Origin of the sequence: Streptomyces sp. NPDC059255, from assembly GCF_042752355.1 — a bacterium.
In the GTDB taxonomy this organism is placed as follows: domain Bacteria; phylum Actinomycetota; class Actinomycetes; order Streptomycetales; family Streptomycetaceae; genus Streptomyces.
The window spans coordinates 104,606-121,516 of record NZ_JBHYZP010000013.1 but is presented as its reverse complement, the minus strand read 5'-3'; the positions used below and the strand labels follow the sequence as shown (position 1 = coordinate 121,516).

Below are 16,911 nucleotides of genomic sequence, written 5' to 3'. Positions count from 1 at the left end.
GAGGCGCGCCATGAGCGTTGGCACCGAATCGACGGCGGTTGATGTACGGATCATGACTCGTGCCGAACTCGCCCTGCAAGGTGTGTCGTTGGAGGCGCCGGTGCGGCGGCCGGACGGCGCGGGACCAAGCGACGACGGTCACTTCCTGATCGGGCAAGGCCCCGTCGACGGTGCCGGCGCAGCGCTGCCGCGCAACCCCGACAGCCCCTACACCGTGCGCGACGGCCGGGTCTGGCTCGGCGACGAGAACGGGGAACTCACCGACACCGGGCTGACGCTGACACCCGTCCAGCGGCCCCGGTTCTACGATCTGACGACGGCCGACGGCGTGTCGTACGAGCGGATAGCGCGGCTGCACGGCGCGGACGTCCTCGCGACGACCGTCGTGCAGACCTGTATCCGCTACGCCGAGTCCGACCGCTGCCGCTTCTGCACCATCGAGGAGTCGCTGCGCGCGGACGCGACCGTCGCCGCCAAGACCCCGGCGCAGCTCGCCGAGGTCGCGGAGGCCGCGGTACGGCTCGACGGGATCCGGCAGATGGTCATGACGACCGGCACCACCACGGGCCCCGACCGCGGCGCCCGCGTCCTGGTCCGGTCGGTCCGCGCCGTGCTGGCGGCCGTCCCGGATCTGCCCATCCAGGTGCAGTGCGAGCCGCCCGCCGACCTGGGGTGGATCCGCGCGCTGCACGACGCGGGGGCGACCGCCATCGGCATCCACGTCGAGTCGCTGGACGACGAGGTCCGGCGGCGCTGGATGCCCGGCAAGTCGACCGTGCCGATGGCGGAGTACGAGGCGGCCTGGGACGAGGCGGTCCGGGTCTTCGGACGCAACCGGGTCTCCACGTACCTGCTGGTGGGCCTGGGCGAGGACCCCGACGAACTCATCGCGGGCGCGGGGTCGCTGATCGAGCGGGGCGTCTACCCGTTCGTGGTCCCCTTCCGTCCGATGAGCGGCACGCTCGCCGCGCGGGACGGGGTCGCCGCGCCCGACGCCGAGCTGCTGCGCCGGGTCACCGAGGGCGTCGCGGCGAAGCTGCGCGCCGCGGGCATGACCGGTGCCGACCAGGGGGCGGGGTGCGCGGCCTGCGGGGCGTGCAGCGTGCTCCGTACGGCGGGCGGATGAGCGGCGTGCTCTCCGAGGGGTACAGCCTCGACGGCGGAACCGGCCGGAGCGGGGCGGACACCTCGGACGTACCCGGCGGGGGGATCGCGGCGGCCGACGGCCTCCCGCAGGACATCCTCGCGCTCCTCGGCGACCGCTCCACCCTGGCCAAACAGCCCGGGTTCCACATCGAACAGGCCGTGGCGGCGCCCGAGCTGGCGGCGTACCGGCGGCTGCGCCGGGCCGCCTTCGTCCATGAGCAGGGTCTCTTCGACGGCCATGACCTGGACGGCCGCGACGACGATCCCCGCACCCTCGTCCTTGTGGCGCGGGACCGGGAGACCGGCACGGTGCTCGGCGGGGTCCGGCTCGGCCCCGCCTCCGACGGGCCCGACCTGGGCTGGTGGGCCGGCGGCCGGCTGGTGGTCGCCCGCGGCGCCCGCGGTCCGCTGGGGATCGGCGCCGCGCTGGTCCGGGCGGCGTGCGCGCGCGCCGAGGCGGAGGGCGCGCTGCGGTTCGAGGCGACCGTGCAGACCCGCAACGAGCCGCTGTTCGGGCGGCTCGGCTGGCGGCGGGTGCGCTCCGCCACGGTCGCCGGGGCGCCGCATGTGCTGATGCGGTGGCCGATCGGCCGGATCGCCGCGCGCACGGCGGCCACCAAGGCCGTGCTCGGCCCGCTGCTCGCCGGGGTGCTGCCCGGCGGCGCGGGCTTCGTCGGCGACGACGGCGCGCCGGTGCCGGGTACGGAGACCATCGCCGCCTGCGACGCGATCGTGCCGTCCATGGTGGAGCGTGACCCGGAGTGGGCCGGCTGGTGCGCGGTGCTGGTCAACCTGAACGACCTGGCCGCGATGGGCGCCACCCCGGTCGGGCTGCTCGACGCGCTGGGCGCGCGGGACGCGGCACACGCCGCCCGGGTGATCTCGGGACTGCGGCGGGCGGCCGACGCGTACGGTGTGCCGGTGCTCGGTGGGCACACCCAGCTCGGGGTGCCCGCGGCGCTGTCGGTGACCGCGCTCGGGGTGACGGACCGGCCCGTCCCGGGCGGTGGCGGGCGGCCGGGCCACGCCGTACGGCTGACGGTGGACCTCGGCGGCGGCTGGCGGCCCGGATACGCGGGCGGGCAGTGGGACTCGACGACGCGGCGGCGCCCGCACGAACTGCGCGCGATGCTCCGCGCGGTGGCCGCCGCGCGCCCCGCCGCCGCGAAGGACGTGTCGATGGCGGGGATCGCCGGGACGCTCGGCATGCTCGCGGAGGCGAGCGGCTGCGGGGCCGTGCTCGATGTGGCGGCCGTGCCGCGCCCGGCCGGCGCCACGGCCGGTGACTGGCTGACCTGCTTCCCCGGCTTCGCGATGCTGACCGCGGACGCCCCGGGCGCGCCACCGCTCTCCGCCGGTCCCGCGACGGGCGCGGTGTGCGGGGAGCTGACAGCGGGACAGGGTGTCGGACTGCGCTGGCCCGACGGAGAGATAACGGAGGCGGTCGCCGGTTCGGTGACCGGATTGGGGACCGCATGAACACGGACTACGCGAGTACACACCGGACGAGAGCGGACGGCGGTCCGGACCGCGTGGGCCCGGAAGGCCCGGGCGCACACCGCGCGAGCCCGTACCGCGCGGAGACGGACCTGCCGGGCGCGCACCGTACGCGTACCGGAGCCGCCGGATCGCGGGGCGGCGGCCCGCTGCGGATGGCCGCCGCCGCGGCGGCGTTCGGCCGGGACCTGGAGGAGGACTTCCGGATCGCCGAGCGGCTGATCAAGGAGGCCAGGAGCGAGGGCGTACGGCTGCTCGCGCTGCCCGAGGCGTGCCTCGGCGGCTATCTGCTCAGCCTGGACGGGGACGGCGCCGCCGACGGTGCCACCGAGGGGGCCGAGGACGATCCGGGACCGCCTGCCCTGGCGCTCGACGGCCCCGAGATCCGCCGGCTCGCGGCGCTCGCCGGGGAGATGACCGTCGTCGCGGGCTACTGCGAGACCGACGGGGAGCAGCGCTACAACAGTGTGGTCTGCGTCAGCGGGGACGGGGTGCTCGGCAACCACCGCAAGGTGCACCAGCCGCTCAACGAGGACGCCAGCTACTCCTCCGGCGGCCGGTTCCACGCCTTCGACACTCCGGTCGGCCGGATCGGCATGATGATCTGTTACGACAAGGCGTTCCCGGAGTCGGCGCGCACCCTGGCGCTGGACGGCGCCGAGATCGCCGTCTGTGTCTCCGCCTGGCCGGGGGCGCGCACGCAGGCCGCGACGGATCTCGCCCAGGACCGCTGGAAGCGCCGGTTCGACCTCTTCGACCGGGCCCGTGCGCTGGAGAACCAGATCGTGTGGCTCTCCGCCAACCAGTCGGGCACCTTCGGCTCGCTGCGTTTCGTCGCCAGCGCCAAGGTCGTGGACCCGGGCGGCGAGATCGTCGCCGACACCGGGGTGGCGGCCGGCCTGGCGGTGGCGGAGCTCGATGTCGCCCGCGCGCTGGAGGTCGCCCGCCGCTCCATGGGGCACCTGCGCGACCGGCGGCCGGAGACATATCCGTACAGTCTGGGGACCGGCAGAACGTGACGGTGGAACCCGAAGGCCGTCCGCGGCGCGGACGAAGAACGATGAGAGAACCATGAGCACCATCAGGATCGCGGCAGTGGCCGCCCATTTCGGCCGCGACCTGGAGTTCGACCTCGCGCGCGTCGCCACACTGATCAAGAAGGCCCGCAAGGAGGGCGCCGGGCTGCTGGTGCTGCCCGATGCCGCGCTCGGCGGCTATCTCGCCGATCTGCGCGATCCCGCCCCGGACGGGCTGCCGCCCGCGCTCGACCCCGACGACCCGCTGATCCACCGGGTCGCCGCGCTCGCCGCCGAGATGGTGGTCTGTGTCGGCTACTGCGAGGACGCCGGCGGCGCCGGCCGTTACAACGCGGCCGTCTGCGTCAGCGGGGACGGGGTGCTCGGCCGCCACCGCAAGGTGCATCTGCCGGCCGGCGAGGTCACCGCGTACCTTCCCGGCGACCGGTTCGACGCGTTCGACACGCCGGTCGGCCGGATCGGCATGCTCATCGACTACGACAAGACCTTCCCCGAGTCCGCGCGGTCGCTGGCGCTGGACGGCGCGGAGGTCCTGGCCTGTCTGTCGGCGTGGCCCACCAGCATCACCAACAGCGCGCCGCGCATGACCCACGACCGGCAGGCGAAACTCTTCGACCTGTACGACCAGGCGCGGGCGGCGGAGAACCAGGTCGTCCTGGCCTCCTCCAACCAGACCGGCGCCATGGGCGGCATGCGCTTCCTCGGCCAGGCGAAGGTGGTGGGCCCGGGCGGCGACGTGCTCGCCCGTACCTGGTCCAAGGCGGGGCTGGCCATCGCCGAGACCGACCTCGCCGCCGAACTCGACCGCGCCCGCCGGGTCCTGCACCACCTCGGCGAACGGCGCCCCGACGCCTACCGGGAGACCGCTCCGTGAAGATCGCCCTGCTCAGCTACTCGACCAAGCCGCGCGGCGGCGTCGTGCACACCCTGGCGCTGGCGGAGGCGCTGGCCGCCGCCGGGGAGGACGTCACCGTCTGGTCGCTGGGGCGCGGCGGCGACTCCGGGTTCTTCCGCCCGGTGGACCCGGCCGTCCGGGTGCGGATCGTGCCGTTCCCCGACGGGCCGCCCGGCGAGAGCGTCGGCGCCCGCGTGCTGCGCTCGATCGAGACGCTGGGGGCCGCCTTCGCGGCGACGGGCGCCGGGGCGTACGACATCGTGCACGCGCAGGACTGCATCAGCGCCAACGCGGTCGGCCGGTGTGTGCGGACGGTCCACCACATCGACCACTTCACCACGCCCGAGCTGGCCGCCTGCCACGAGCGGGCCCTGGTCGAACCGTACGCGCACGTCTGCGTCTCGCGGACGGTCGCCGACGAGCTCGCGGACGGCTGGTCCCTCCCCGCGCGGGTCATCGCGAACGGCGTCGCGTACGAGCGCTTCGCGGGCACGGAACCGGCGGCGCGGGACCGCTGGAAGGACCGCCTCGGCCGGTACGTGCTGACCGTCGGCGGCATCGAGCCGCGCAAGGGGTCGCTGGACCTGCTGGAGGCGTACGGGACGCTGCGCGCCCGGCACCCCGGGGTGCGGCTGGTGATCGCCGGTGGCGAGACGCTCTTCGACTACCGCGACTACCGGGCCCGCTGGGAGGCGCGCGCGGCGGAGCTGGCGGTCGAGCCCGTCGTCCTCGGCGCGGTCCCCGACGACGAACTGCCCGCGCTGGTGGCCGCCGCCGACGCCTTCGCCTTCCCGTCGGTGAAGGAGGGGTTCGGACTCGCCGCGATGGAGGCGCTGGCCGCCGGGGTCCCCCTCGTCGTACGCGATCTCCCGGTGCTGCGCGAGGTGTTCGACTCGGCGGCGCGTTTCGCGGGCACCCCGGAGGAGCTCGCCGCGGAGCTGGGGCGCGCGCTCACGGAGCCGGATCCCGCCCGGCGCGCGGCGGGCCGCGAGCTGGCCGCGCGCCACACGTGGCGGGAGGCGGCGCGGCTCCATGTCGAGCTGTACCGGTCGCTGGCGGGGGTGCGCGGCACGGTCTGAGCCGGCTTCGGGCCGGGGACCGGGCCCGCCGGGCGCCGGGGTACGCCATCGCCGTCAGCCGGCGCCGGGGTACGCCGTCGCCGTCAGCCGGCGTCGGGCGTCGGGCGTCGGGCGTCGGGCGTCGGGCGTCGGGCGTCGGGCGTCGGGGGGCCGTTACGCCGGTGCCGTGCTCAGGAGTCGCCGCCGTAGGCGAGTTCGCTCGCCAGGAGGGCCGCGCCGACGACCCCGGCGCGCGGGCCGAGTTCGGACATGACGATCGGCAGATTGCCGGTGGCCAGCGGCAGTGAGCGCTGGTAGACGACGCTGCGGATCTCCGCGAGCAGCAGATAGCCGAGCCCGGAGAGCCCGCCGCCGATCACGATCATCGACGGGTTCATGAAGCTGACGAGGGTGGCGAGGACCTGTCCGACGCGGTGGCCGCCGGTCCTGATGAGGTTGACGCAGGCGTTGTCCCCGCCGACGGCGCACTCCGCGACGTCGACGGCGGTCAGCGTCCCCTGGGCCGCGAGCCGTTCGGCGAGGGCCGGGGACTGACCGGAGCGGGCGGCCTCGGTGGCGTCCCTGGCGAGCGCGACCCCGCCGAAGTACGCCTCCAGGCAGCCGGTGTTGCCGCAGGTGCAGATGGGGCCGTCGGCCTCGACCTGGATGTGGCCGATGTCGCCCGCGCACCCCTCGGCGCCCCGGTAGATACGGCCGTGGTGCTGCAGCCCCGAGCCGATCCCGCTGCCGATCTTGACGAAGAGCAGATGGTCGACGGACCGGGCGACCCCGCTGTGGCGCTCCCCGAGGGCCATCACGTTGACGTCGTTGTCGACGACCACGGGACAGCCGTGCTCGCGGGCGAGGGTGTCGCGTACGGGGAAGCGGTTCCAGCCCACCATGATCGGCGGGGAGACGGGGACACCTTCCCGGAAGCTGACCGGGCCCGGGAGGCCGATGCCGATGGCGTCGAGCCGCTCGCAGTGGCCCTGCGCGGCCAGCTTGTGCAGGAGTTCACTGATCCGGTTCAGCACGGCGACCGGGCCCGAGCGGATGTCGGCGGCCTCGGAGTAGGAAGCCACGGGTTCCAGTTCGCCGTTGGTGATCTCGATGTCGAGCGAGCTGGCCCCCAGGTCCACGGCGGCGAACCGGAAACCGGGGTCGAGCTGCACCAGCGTGGAGCGGCGGCCGCCGCGCGACGCCGCCGGGCCCGCCTCCAGCACCGTGCCGGCGGCGAGCATACGGTCGAGCTCGGCGAGGAACCGTGGACGCGGCACCTCCAGCCGCCCCGCCAACTGGGCACGGGACAGTGGGCCGTTGTCCCGTAGCAGGGACAGAACGCGGTACTGAATGCTCACAGGCTCACTTCCTCCGACCGTCACTTTTTCACACCCTGGCAAAAGTTGCGTACACCTCTACGAAACCCGCACAGAGCTGCCCCGCCGGAGGGGGCGGGGCAGCTCGGTGGTGCATCCTGGGCGGTCAGCCGGTCAGCCCTCCCCTCACGGCCTTGGCGTCCCGCGCGAGGGCCGCGCCCGCCGCCGCGTCCGGCACCAGTTTGGTGTCCTCGGCGGAGGCGGCGAAGGAGTCCAGGACCGCGCGGGCCTGGCTGATCCTGCCCGCCTCGGCGTGCCCGCGTGCCTGGTCGAGCCGGACGGTCAGGCGCTGCTTGCCCTGATCGGTGACGAGCTTGTCGGCGCTCAGGCGCGGGATCAGCGCGGCCAGGTCGTCGAAGGAGGCGCGGGTGGTGAAGCGCACCGTCTTCGTCGTGGTGTTGCCCGCCCGGTCGACGGCCTTCACCGTGAGGTCGTGGCCGCCGAGCGGCAGCCGCCACAGGTCGAGCGGCTGCCCCGGGGTGATCGGGGCGCCGTCCAGGGTGGTGGTCGCGGTGGCCCCGCCGGAGACCGCGTCGGTGGCGGTGACCACGGGCTTCGGGCGCTGGGAGTCCCCGTACACCCCGTCGGCGTCGAGGCCGGTGACCGTGACGGCGGGGCCGGTGCGGTCGATCCGTACGGTCAGGGTGCCGGTCTCGGAGACGTTGCCGCCGCTGTCGGTGGCCCGGTAGCGGACGGTGGTGGTGCCCTCCGTCGACAGGGTGACGGCGGCGTTCGCCGACAGCCAGGTCGTACCGCCGTCGACCGAGTACTGGCGGCTGCTCACGGTGCCGTTGTCGGTGGCGGTGACGTTCAGCGACACGTTGCCGGTGTACCAGCCGTTGGCACCGTTCGGCCGCGGCGGGTCGAGGGTGGCGGCGACCTTCGGCGGGGTCTTGTCGGCGACGCCCGCGCCCTGGAAGGTCAGGGAGTCGAGGTCGACGCCGCCGGAGGTGGTGACGTAGAGCTGTCCGCTGCCAGAAGGGGCGTCCGGCAGCTTGGTGGTGACGCTCTGCCAGCCGTCGCCCGCCGGCACGGTGACGGTGGCGAACGGCGCGGCGTCCGCGGCGTTCCAGCGCAGCTCCAGCTTTCCGGCGCCGGAGGCGCGGGTCTGCACCCCGGTGATGCCGGCGAAGGAGACCGGGTCGTAGGCGATCCAGTCCCCCGCGTCGAAGGAGGTCACCTTGCGCTGCCCCGACGCGGTGGTGTCGTCGGTGATGGTGACCCCGTCCGCGGAGTCGTAGTGCTCGGCCTGCATGAGGGCCGGGTTGAGGACCACCTGGGCGTCGCCGGTGGCCGGCGGGACGCCGTTCGCGCCCTTGTCCGTGTAGGTGATGCCGAGGACGCCGAAGACGTTCTCGGTGTCACCGTGCCCGGCGTCGGACGGCGTGACGACGGCGCCCGAGCAGCCGGTGCCGCTGTTGACCGGGTGGCCGTGCTGGTTGTGTCCGAGGCCGAAGGTCCAGGCGGCCTTGGCGCAGTCGGGGGTGGCGCCGTCCTCCGGGTCGTCGACGGAGATCCCGTACGGCACGGCGTCGCCCCAGTTGAAGAAGCCCCCGTCCGGCGGTGAGGTGATCTGCACGGTGGGCGCGGTGTTGCCGACGGTGATCTGACGGCTCGTCAGTCCGTTCTTGCCCTGCGGGTCGGTGACCTTCAGGCGGGCCTGGAACTGTCCGTTCTCCGGGTAGGTCCGGCTCGCCGTGGGGCCGGTGGCGTCGAAGGTGCCGTCGCCGTCCAGGTCCCACTGGTAGGTGAGGGCGCCGTTCTCCGGGTCGCTGGAGCCGGTGGCGCTGAAGTTGACCGTGAGGGGGGCCTGTCCGGAGGTGACGTCGGCCTTGATCACGGCGGTGGGCGCCTTGTTGCCCTCGGCGTAGTCGATCCGGTAGAGGCCCGCGTCGGGGTTCTGGCGGAAGAAGCCGTCGCCGTAGTCGAGGACGTAGAGGGCGCCGTCGGGGCCGAACTCCAGGTCCATCGGGTTGTCCCAGGGCGGGTTGCCGGTCGCGGACCGCTCGCTGTTGGGGAGGACGTTCTCCAGCTTGCTGACCGGGCCGTCGGGGCCTTCGAGGGTGAAGGCGGCGACGTAGTCCTGGGAGAACTCGCCGAAGAACGCCTTGCCGTCCCAGTACGCGGGGAACTTGCCCGGGGCCGGGTTGTCCGCGTCGTAGTGGTAGACCGGCCCCGCCATCGGGGCCTGGCCGCCGGGGCCGCCGGGACCGCGGAAGGCGGTCAGCTCGGGCCAGGGCTGGTCGCTGTCCTTGTCCCCGTACCAGAGGGTGGCCGGGGTGGCCGGGGGCAGCACGGAGGCGCCGGTGTTCCAGCGCGAGTCGTTGACCGGCGCGTCGCAGTCGAAGGCCGGGCCCGGGGTGAGGGTGGCGAAGTCGAAGTCCCGGTACGGGTGGGAGTTGTCACCCGTGCAGTACGGCCAGCCGCCGTTCATGGGCTTGGTGGTGGTCTGCCACTCGACGTACCCCATGGGGCCGCGGTTCGGGTCGGCGGTGCCCGCGTCGGGGCCGTAGTCGCCCCACATCACGGCGCCGGTCGCCCGGTCCACCGTCAGACGGAAGGGGTTGCGCAGCCCCATCACGAAGATCTCGGGGCGGGTCTTCGGGGTGCCGGGCGCGAAGAGGTTGCCCTCGGGGACGGTGTAACTCCCGTCCTCCTTCACGTTGATACGGAGGATCTTGCCGCGCAGGTCGTTGGTGCTGCCCGCGCCGCGGCGCTCGTCGAGACCGGGGTTGTAGCCGGCCGCGTCGTTGATCGGTGTGTACCCGTTGACGTTGGGGCCCGACGCCGGTGTGTTACCGCCGGTGGAGAGGTAGAGGTTGCCGTCCGCGTCGAAGTCCACGTCACCGGCGACATGGCAGCACTGGCCGCGGTTGGCGTCGACGCGGATGATCTCCTGGGCGGTGGACAGGTCCAGCTCGTCGCCCGTCCACTTGAAGCGGGTGAGGGTGTCGTAGCCCTCCCACTGCTTCCAGTACGCGTCGGTCTGCCCGGCGGGCAGCTGGAGCGGGGCGGAGCCCGTCGGTGTGTCGAGCGGCGGGGAGTAGTAGAGGTAGACCCACTTGTTGGTCTCGAAGTCCGGGTCCAGGGTGACGGTCTGCAGCCCGTTCTCGGAGTTCTGGTACACGTTGATGTGGTTGACGACCTTGGTCACCCCGGTGCCGGGGTCGGTGAGCCGCAGATCTCCGTTGCGCGCGGTGTGCAGCACCCGGCTGTCGGGGAGCACGGCGAGGTCGATCGGCTCGCCGGTGTCCTTGGTGAGGGTGGTCTTCTCGTAGTTGCCCCAGTCCAGGGCGTGTTCGTGGTTCTCGTGCGCCTGGGCGGCGGGGGCGAGGCCCGCCAGACCCAGCGCGGGCAGGGCGGTCAGCAGGACCCCTGCCATCAGGCGTCTCAGGGAACGGTGCACGGTGAATGCGTCTCCTCGGTCGCTGGCGGGTGGAGGGGCGGGCCTCAGCTGAGGAGCCCGTGCAGCGCCGCGAAGCTGCGTTCGGCGGCACCGAGCGAACCCGGCGGGTTGGGCAGGGTGTTGGGGGCCGTGTCCTGTTCCCAGATGCCGATGTGGGCGGCGCGCGGACCGATGTCGCGGATGAACCGCTCGTACGGCAGGTCCCCGGCGCCGAACTCGACGATGTCGAAGCCGTTCACGTTGGACGGGTTGGCGTCACCGTCCTTCATGTGGAACAGCGGGTAGCGGTAGGGCTGGTTACGGACGTACGCGGCCGGATCGAACCCGGGGTAGCGGTACTGGCCGACGTACGCCCAGTAGATGTCCAGCTCCAGGTAGACGTGGCGCGGGTCGGTGTTCTTGAGGAAGACGTCGTAGAGGCGTACGGACGGCTTGTCCGTGGCGAAGGCGAACTCGCCCGCGTGGTTGTGCTGGTAGAGCTTGAGGCCGCGCGCGGTGGCCGCCGCACCCCACGTGTTGAACTCGTCGGCGGCGGCACGGTAGCCCGCGACGGTGTTGAGGTTCGAGGGCGCGTTGGCCGTCCCGATGTGCGGCATGCCGAGGATCTGTGCCGCGTCCAGCTCGGCCTTGAGGTTGGTGCGCAGGTTGCCGATGGCGACATGGCTGCCGACGGCGGTGAGCCCGTTGTCGTCGAGGAGCCGGCGGATCTCCGGGACGGTGATCTGGCGGCCCAGGATGTCGGTGTTCTGGGTGTACCCGGCGAACTCGACCTCGCGGTAGCCGATCCGGGACAGCTCCGCGAAGACGACGGCGAAGCCGAGCGCGGCGACCTTGTCGCGGATGCTGTAGAGCTGGATGCCGATGCGGTCCTTGGGGATGGTGAGCCCGCGGTTGGCGGCGGTGCTCGGGGCGGCGGTGGCGGAGGTGGCCGCCGCACCGGTGACGGAGGCGGCGGCGAGCGCCACGGTGGTGCCGGCGGTGGCGCGCAGGAAGTCCCTGCGGTCGAAGGACTTGTGCAGGTGGCCCATGGTCACTCCTGAGGGATGGGCGGGGGTGTCGTCACGGCGAGGTGGCGGCGTGGGCGTGTGGGGGGGTGCCGGGGTGTGGACGGAGCCGTCGGGGATGACGGAGGGGGCAGTGGTGTGCGCGGTGACGGAGGCGGGCCCTCCCGGGGGCGTACGGAACGACGCGCCGGCCGGCGTACCGGAGTGCGGGACGGGCGGCGCGCCGGACGGTGTCCCGTCAGGAGCGGCCGGGGCTCACTTCAGCCGGGAGTCGCCCGCCGCGTGGGCGTCGGCCCGCGCCTCGGCGGCGCGCTCCGCGGCCTTCTCGGCGAGTTCGTTGCCGCGGTCCCGCGGGGCCTGCTTGGCGAGGCGGGCGGACGAGGCCGCGGGGGCGGTCTCGCCGGTGATGCCGCCACGGACCCGGGCCAGGTCACCGACCTTGAGCGCGGGGGTGTTGCCGGTGGCGGTGAGCGCGCCCCGGACGATGGTGTTGTCGAGTACGGCGTTGGCCGTGTTGCCGGTGACGGCGAGGTCGCCCCCGAGGTACGTGGCGCCGCGGCAGGAGCCGAGCACTCCCTCGCCGCCGAGCTGGAGGGCGTCGGCGTTGTCCTTGTACACGGTGTTGCCCTGGACCTCGCTGGCGCAGAGGACGCCGCCGAGGGTGTTCCCGCTCACCGTGAGGGCGCCCTTGACGGTGCTGTCGTACACGTCGGTGTACTGGTTGCGGTCCCCGGTCAGCGCTCCGCTGAGGGTGCTGCCCGACACGTACAGCTCGCCCGACTCGGCTCTGACGGTCCCGCCGAGGGAGGAGTCGACGGCGTACACGAAGCCCTCGGTGGCGGCGATGCCGGACTTGACGGTGCTGTCCTGGAGGTGGGCGCCGAACGCCGCGCTGGTGGTCAGCGTGCCCTTGACGGTGGTGTCGGTGAGGTCGAGGTAGGCGTTCCCGCCCACGTTGACGGCGCCGTTGAAGGTGGCTCCGGCGGCGACGAGGTCGGCGCCGTCCTCGACGGTCACGGTGCCCTTGACCTTCGTGCCGGTCAGGGTGCAGGACTTCCCGGCCGGTACGACCAGATCGCCGTTGACGGTGACGGCGCCGCCGTCCCCGACACAGGTGGTGTAGAGGGCCGCCTGCGCGGAGCCGGCGAAGGCGACGATCCCTCCGGAGGCCACCAGCGAGGCCGTGGCGATGAACGTGCGTACCTTCATGTCGTATCCCTTCCGCTGCGGTGACGGCCGCGGCGTTCGCGCGACCGAGACCCCGTATGTCGACGGGGGTGCTGCACAGTGAGTGAGCGTGCGACCGCCTGGACGGCGGGCGCGCAGCGCCTCGGGACGGGGCCGGACAGGGCCGGGCCCGACCGTGGGGGGAGAGACGTGGAAAGACTCAGGTGGTGAAGGGCGTTCGTGTGAACGCCGGGCGGCTGCGGTGTTACCGCGTCGAAACACTTGTCCGGTGGGCCGAGACATTAGGACGCCGTGTGGGAGCTGTCCAGAGGTTCGGTACGAATCTCTGGAACTTTCTCATCATCCGTCAAAAGATCTGCCGCTCAGAAGAAAAGGCTTTCCACCGGTGTGGGGTCACACCGGTGGAAAGCCTCCACAACGGGTCGGTATGCGAACGCGACGGCGCAACGACATCCGGTCGAGCCGCACGAGCCGTAGGCTTACGTCAGTGCCTGGCGGTCCGCGGTCCCGGACCGCGCGTGGAAGCGCTGGGTCAGGCCGATCTCCGCGACGTTCTTGGCCAGTTCGAAGTTGACCCAGCTCGCGACGTCGACCAGGGCCGTCTCCTCTCCCCAGGGCAGCCCGGCGGTCCGGTCGGTGGAGTCCAGCTCGCCGTCGGTGAGCGGGAGCAGCGCCGCGCGCCACTCGTCCTTCAGCCCGCGCAGCCACTCCGCGGCCGCATCGGCGCCGCCCGGCCAGGTGATCTCCTCGCGCGCGGGCGCGCCCGGCCCGAAGCAGTGGGCGAGGGTGGTCGTCCACCAGTAGCCGATGTGCCAGGTGAGCCAGCCGATCGAGGTGGCCGGGGCGGGGTCGGGTTCCGTCGTCTCCCAGTCGGCCGCCCAGCCGCCCCGGCCGTCGGGGCGCACGGTCCAGCAGTCCGGCGCCGGTTCCCAGAGGCAGGCGGCGTCGTCCAGATCCCGCAGGTAGTACTCGAACAGGGACCAGGTCAGGTCCAGTTGGCGGGTCAGCAGACCGGCTCGGGCTGTCGTCACCCGCAGAGCCTGACAGCGTCCGCGATCACCGGGCAAACGCATTTACGAGCCACCGGGCGCCACCCCGCGCCGGCGGCCGGTGACCCGCGGCGGAATTCACCCGGCCGCAATGCCCTGATCTCGACAGACGCCCCCGCACGATGGCACTCTCCCGCCATGCGCCTCACCGCCAGGAGCCTCCTCCCCGCCGTCCTCGCCCTCACGGTCGCCGCCGCCACGGGGTGCGCCCCACAGGACGATCCGCCGGCCGCCGGTACGCCGGCGGGCACGTCCGGGTCGGCGTCCGCGTCCGGCTCCGGCTGTGCCGCGGGCGGGCTCGCCACGGAGACCAAGGGCAAGCTGACGGTCGGAACGGACAAACCCGCCTACGCCCCCTGGTTCCAGGACGACGACCCGGCGAGCGGCAAGGGTTTCGAGTCCGCCGTCGCGTACGCCGTCGCCAAGGCCCTCGGCTACGGGGCGGATCAGGTGGTGTGGAAGACCGTACCGTTCAACAACTCCTTCGCGCCGGGCGCCAAGAGCTTCGACTTCGACATCAACCAGGTCTCCATCAGTGACGAACGCGAGCGGGCCGTCGACTTCTCCTCCGGCTACTACGACGTCCGTCAGGCCGTCGTCGCGCTGAAGTCGTCGCCGTTCGCGGGCGCGAAGAACGCCGCGGCGCTGAAGGGCGCCAAGCTCGGCGCCCAGGTCGGCACCACCAGTCTCGACACGGTCGACGAGGTCATCAGGCCGTCGCGGCAGCCCGCGGTCTTCCAGAAGAACGACTTCGCCAAGTCGGCGCTGCGCAACGGCCAGGTCGACGCGATCGTCGTCGATCTGCCGACCGCCTTCTACATCACCTCGGCCGAGGTCCCCGACGCGAAGGTCGTCGGACAGTTCGCCGGCTCCTCCGGCGACGCGGAGCAGTTCGGGCTGGTCCTCGACAAGGGCAGCGCGCTGACCTCCTGTGTCACCCGGGCGGTCGACACGCTCCGCGCGGACGGCACCCTCGCGGCGCTGGAGAAGCGGTGGCTCTCCGACGCCGTCGACGTGCCGGTGCTCAAGTGACCGGCGAAGGCGTCCGCGTGGAGAAGTCCCCCGACGGGGACGGCACGGACGGGGACGGCAGGGACGGAAACGGCACGGACGGCAACGGCGGGCGCGTCGACAGCAGGGACGCGGGCGCCAAGGATCCGTACACGCCGTCGGCGCGGCGGATCGAGCGCGAGCGGTACAAGCGCGCCCGGGCCCGCCGCGCCACCGCCGTCGCCGCGCTCTCCACCCTGGTCACGGGCGCCGTCCTCTTCGTGGTCATCACCGGCTCGCCGGGCTGGCAGCGTACCCGCGAGACCTTCTTCAGCGCCGAGTACGCCCGGATGGCGCTGCCCCGGGTCCTCGAAGGGCTGCTGCTCAACCTCCGGCTGCTGGCGGTCTGCGGCGTCTGTGTCCTCGTCCTCGGGCTGCTGCTGGCCGTCGCCCGTACCCTGCGCGGCCCGGTCTTCTTCCCGGTCCGCGTGCTGGCCACCGCGTACACCGACTTCTTCCGCGGACTGCCGCTGATCATCTGCCTGTTGATGGTCGTCTTCGGCGTGCCGGCGCTGCGGTTGCAGGGCGTCACCACCGATCCGGTGCTGCTCGGCGGCACCGCGCTCGTCCTGACGTACTCCGCCTATGTCGCCGAGGTCTTCCGGGCCGGCATCGAGTCCGTGCATCCCTCCCAGCGGGCGGCGGCCCGTTCCCTGGGGCTGTCCCGGGCCAGGACCCTGCGGTACGTGGTGCTTCCGCAGGCGGTACGGCGGGTGGTGCCACCGCTCCTCAACGATCTGGTGTCGCTCCAGAAGGACACCGGTCTCGTCTCGATCGCGGGGGCCGTGGACGCCGTGTACGCGGCGCAGATCATCGCCGGAAAGTACTTCAACTACACGCCGTACGTGGTCGCGGGGCTCGTCTTCGTCGCGCTGACGATCCCGATGACCCGGTTCACGGACTGGGTCACCGCCCGGATGGACCGCCGCCGCGCGCAAGGAGGCACCGTATGACCGCCGACGCCCCGGACGTCACGCCGGTACCCGCGCCGGGCACGCCCGGCGCCGGCGCCACCCCCGTCCTGCGCCTCGAATCCGTGCGCAAGAGCTTCGGGCGCGACCGGGTCGTCCTGCGCGACGTCACCCTGGACGTGGCCCCGCACACCGTGACCGCGCTGATCGGCGCCTCCGGCTCCGGCAAGTCGACCCTGCTGCGGTGCGCGAACCTGCTGGAGGAGATCGACGACGGGGCGATCTTCCTCGACGGGGAGGAGATCACCGATCCGCGGGCCGACGCCGACGCGGTGCGCCGCCGGATCGGCGTCGTGTTCCAGTCGTACAACCTCTTCCCGCACATGACGGTCCTCCGGAACATCACCCTCGCGCCGCGCCGGGTCCTCGGCGTCCCCCGGGAGGAGGCCGAGGCGGCCGCCCGTGAACTGCTGGCGCGGCTCGGGCTCGGCGACAAGGCGGAGGAGTACCCGGACCGGCTCAGCGGCGGACAGCAGCAGCGCGCCGCCATCGTCCGCGCCCTCGCGGTGCGCCCGCGGCTGCTGCTCCTCGACGAGATCACGGCGGCGCTCGATCCCGAACTGGTCGGTGAGGTGCTGTCGGTCGTACGGGAGCTCAAGAGCGACGGCATGACGATGGTGCTGGCCACCCACGAGATGGGATTCGCCCGCGAGGTCGCGGACCAGGTGTGCTTCCTGGACGCGGGAGTGGTGCTGGAGCGCGGCACCCCGGAGGAGGTCTTCGGCGCACCTCAACAGGACCGTACGCGGCGGTTCCTGCGCCGGATCGTCGAGGCGGGGCGGCTTTAGGGCCGGTGGCCGCGGGGCGGACGCCGTCCGCCTCGGTCCAGGAGCCCGGGGAGCCCCAGGAGACCCCGGCACCCCAAGCGCCTCAGGAGAAGGGCGCGGCGCTCAAGGTCGTGCGGGCCATGTTCGAGCTGGCCACCGGTGAGTCGGTGGCGGCCGGGGCGCGGACTCCGGTCATGCAGGAGGACGGCAACCTGGTCGTCTACGATCAGGACCGCAAGCCGCGCTGGGCCGCGATGACCGGCGGCGAGGGGAACTACGCCCGCTTCCGGCCGGACGGCAATCCGGTCGTCCACAACAGCGGCGGGCGGCCCCTGTGGGCCTCCCGGAGCGATGGCCACGAAGGAGCGGTCCTCGTGTTCCAGGCCGACGGAAATCTGGTGATCAGGTCCGGCGACACGGTGCACCGGGCCGCGGGAACGGAGAGCTGACCACGTCACCCGCCGGCT

The 16,911-nt window shown here is 73.0% G+C and carries 14 protein-coding genes; 9 read left to right on the top strand and 5 right to left on the bottom strand.

Features of this window, described 5'->3' with window-relative positions:
• The first annotated feature begins 52 nt into the window (after positions 1-52).
• From ACFXKG_RS17550 to ACFXKG_RS17530, 5 genes are read left to right on the top strand one after another with little or no spacing between them, the layout of a single operon-like run.
• On the top strand, positions 53-1,126 hold the full coding sequence (locus ACFXKG_RS17550) for an MSMEG_0568 family radical SAM protein (protein ID WP_382894682.1): 1,074 nt from the start codon (positions 53-55) through the stop codon (positions 1,124-1,126).
• A complete protein-coding gene (locus ACFXKG_RS17545) occupies positions 1,123-2,625 on the top strand; it encodes an MSMEG_0567/sll0787 family protein (RefSeq protein ID WP_384839096.1) in 1,503 nt (500 codons plus the stop codon). The genes ACFXKG_RS17550 and ACFXKG_RS17545 overlap by 4 nt, the downstream gene beginning before the upstream one ends.
• Positions 2,622-3,662, top strand: coding sequence for a carbon-nitrogen hydrolase family protein (locus tag ACFXKG_RS17540; protein ID WP_384839093.1), 1,041 nt, complete (start codon positions 2,622-2,624; stop codon positions 3,660-3,662). Before ACFXKG_RS17545 ends, ACFXKG_RS17540 begins: the two co-directional genes overlap by 4 nt.
• Before the next feature lie 52 nt (positions 3,663-3,714).
• A complete protein-coding gene (locus tag ACFXKG_RS17535) occupies positions 3,715-4,554 on the top strand; it encodes a carbon-nitrogen hydrolase family protein (RefSeq protein ID WP_384839090.1) in 840 nt (279 codons plus the stop codon).
• Complete coding sequence (locus ACFXKG_RS17530; RefSeq protein WP_384839087.1) at positions 4,551-5,654, top strand: MSMEG_0565 family glycosyltransferase; 1,104 nt, start codon at positions 4,551-4,553, stop codon at positions 5,652-5,654. Before ACFXKG_RS17535 ends, ACFXKG_RS17530 begins: the two co-directional genes overlap by 4 nt.
• 170 nt (positions 5,655-5,824) lie before the next feature.
• Here the strand turns inward: ACFXKG_RS17530 and ACFXKG_RS17525 are convergent, their stop codons facing one another.
• From ACFXKG_RS17525 to ACFXKG_RS17505, 5 genes are all read right to left on the bottom strand, one after another.
• Positions 5,825-6,991 carry an ROK family protein gene (locus ACFXKG_RS17525; RefSeq protein ID WP_384839084.1) on the bottom strand — a complete coding sequence of 389 codons (1,167 nt, stop codon included), beginning with the start codon at positions 6,989-6,991 and terminating at the stop codon, positions 5,825-5,827.
• 124 nt (positions 6,992-7,115) lie between these two features.
• Positions 7,116-10,415 (bottom strand): PQQ-dependent sugar dehydrogenase, encoded by a 3,300-nt coding sequence (locus ACFXKG_RS17520; RefSeq protein WP_384839081.1) that lies wholly within the window; start codon positions 10,413-10,415, stop codon positions 7,116-7,118.
• 44 nt (positions 10,416-10,459) lie between these two features.
• Positions 10,460-11,443: a sugar phosphate isomerase/epimerase family protein gene (locus ACFXKG_RS17515; protein ID WP_384839078.1), complete on the bottom strand. Its 984-nt coding sequence runs from the start codon at positions 11,441-11,443 to the stop codon at positions 10,460-10,462.
• A gap of 231 nt (positions 11,444-11,674) precedes the next feature.
• The gene (locus ACFXKG_RS17510; protein WP_384839075.1) at positions 11,675-12,628 is read right to left on the bottom strand and encodes a hypothetical protein; all 954 of its coding nucleotides are present in this window, start codon (positions 12,626-12,628) and stop codon (positions 11,675-11,677) included.
• 458 nt (positions 12,629-13,086) lie between these two features.
• Positions 13,087-13,638: a DinB family protein gene (locus tag ACFXKG_RS17505; protein WP_384839072.1), complete on the bottom strand. Its 552-nt coding sequence runs from the start codon at positions 13,636-13,638 to the stop codon at positions 13,087-13,089.
• A 156-nt stretch (positions 13,639-13,794) separates the two neighbouring features.
• On the opposite strand from ACFXKG_RS17505, the gene ACFXKG_RS17500 reads away from it, so the two are divergent.
• The 4 genes from ACFXKG_RS17500 to ACFXKG_RS17485 all read left to right on the top strand — a co-directional run bounded on the left by ACFXKG_RS17500 (position 13,795) and on the right by ACFXKG_RS17485 (position 16,893).
• The gene (locus ACFXKG_RS17500) at positions 13,795-14,688 is read left to right on the top strand and encodes an ABC transporter substrate-binding protein (RefSeq protein ID WP_384839069.1); all 894 of its coding nucleotides are present in this window, start codon (positions 13,795-13,797) and stop codon (positions 14,686-14,688) included.
• A gap of 149 nt (positions 14,689-14,837) precedes the next feature.
• Complete coding sequence (locus ACFXKG_RS17495; RefSeq protein ID WP_384839298.1) at positions 14,838-15,659, top strand: amino acid ABC transporter permease; 822 nt, start codon at positions 14,838-14,840, stop codon at positions 15,657-15,659.
• Positions 15,656-16,465, top strand: a complete 810-nt coding sequence (locus ACFXKG_RS17490; protein WP_384839066.1) for an amino acid ABC transporter ATP-binding protein — start codon at positions 15,656-15,658, stop codon at positions 16,463-16,465. The genes ACFXKG_RS17495 and ACFXKG_RS17490 overlap by 4 nt, the downstream gene beginning before the upstream one ends.
• Before the next feature lie 5 nt (positions 16,466-16,470).
• A complete protein-coding gene (locus ACFXKG_RS17485) occupies positions 16,471-16,893 on the top strand; it encodes a hypothetical protein (RefSeq protein ID WP_384839063.1) in 423 nt (140 codons plus the stop codon).
• Positions 16,894-16,911 lie beyond the last annotated feature (18 nt).

Coding starts and splice junctions, on each gene's coding strand:
- ACFXKG_RS17545 (WP_384839096.1), top strand. CDS start 1,123: ATGAGCGGCGTGCTCTCCGAGGGGTACAGCCTCGACGGCGGAACCGGC.
- ACFXKG_RS17500 (WP_384839069.1), top strand. CDS start 13,795: ATGCGCCTCACCGCCAGGAGCCTCCTCCCCGCCGTCCTCGCCCTCACG.
- ACFXKG_RS17550 (WP_382894682.1), top strand. CDS start 53: ATGACTCGTGCCGAACTCGCCCTGCAAGGTGTGTCGTTGGAGGCGCCG.
- ACFXKG_RS17535 (WP_384839090.1), top strand. CDS start 3,715: ATGAGCACCATCAGGATCGCGGCAGTGGCCGCCCATTTCGGCCGCGAC.
- ACFXKG_RS17510 (WP_384839075.1), bottom strand. CDS start 12,628: ATGAAGGTACGCACGTTCATCGCCACGGCCTCGCTGGTGGCCTCCGGA.
- ACFXKG_RS17540 (WP_384839093.1), top strand. CDS start 2,622: ATGAACACGGACTACGCGAGTACACACCGGACGAGAGCGGACGGCGGT.
- ACFXKG_RS17490 (WP_384839066.1), top strand. CDS start 15,656: ATGACCGCCGACGCCCCGGACGTCACGCCGGTACCCGCGCCGGGCACG.
- ACFXKG_RS17515 (WP_384839078.1), bottom strand. CDS start 11,443: ATGGGCCACCTGCACAAGTCCTTCGACCGCAGGGACTTCCTGCGCGCC.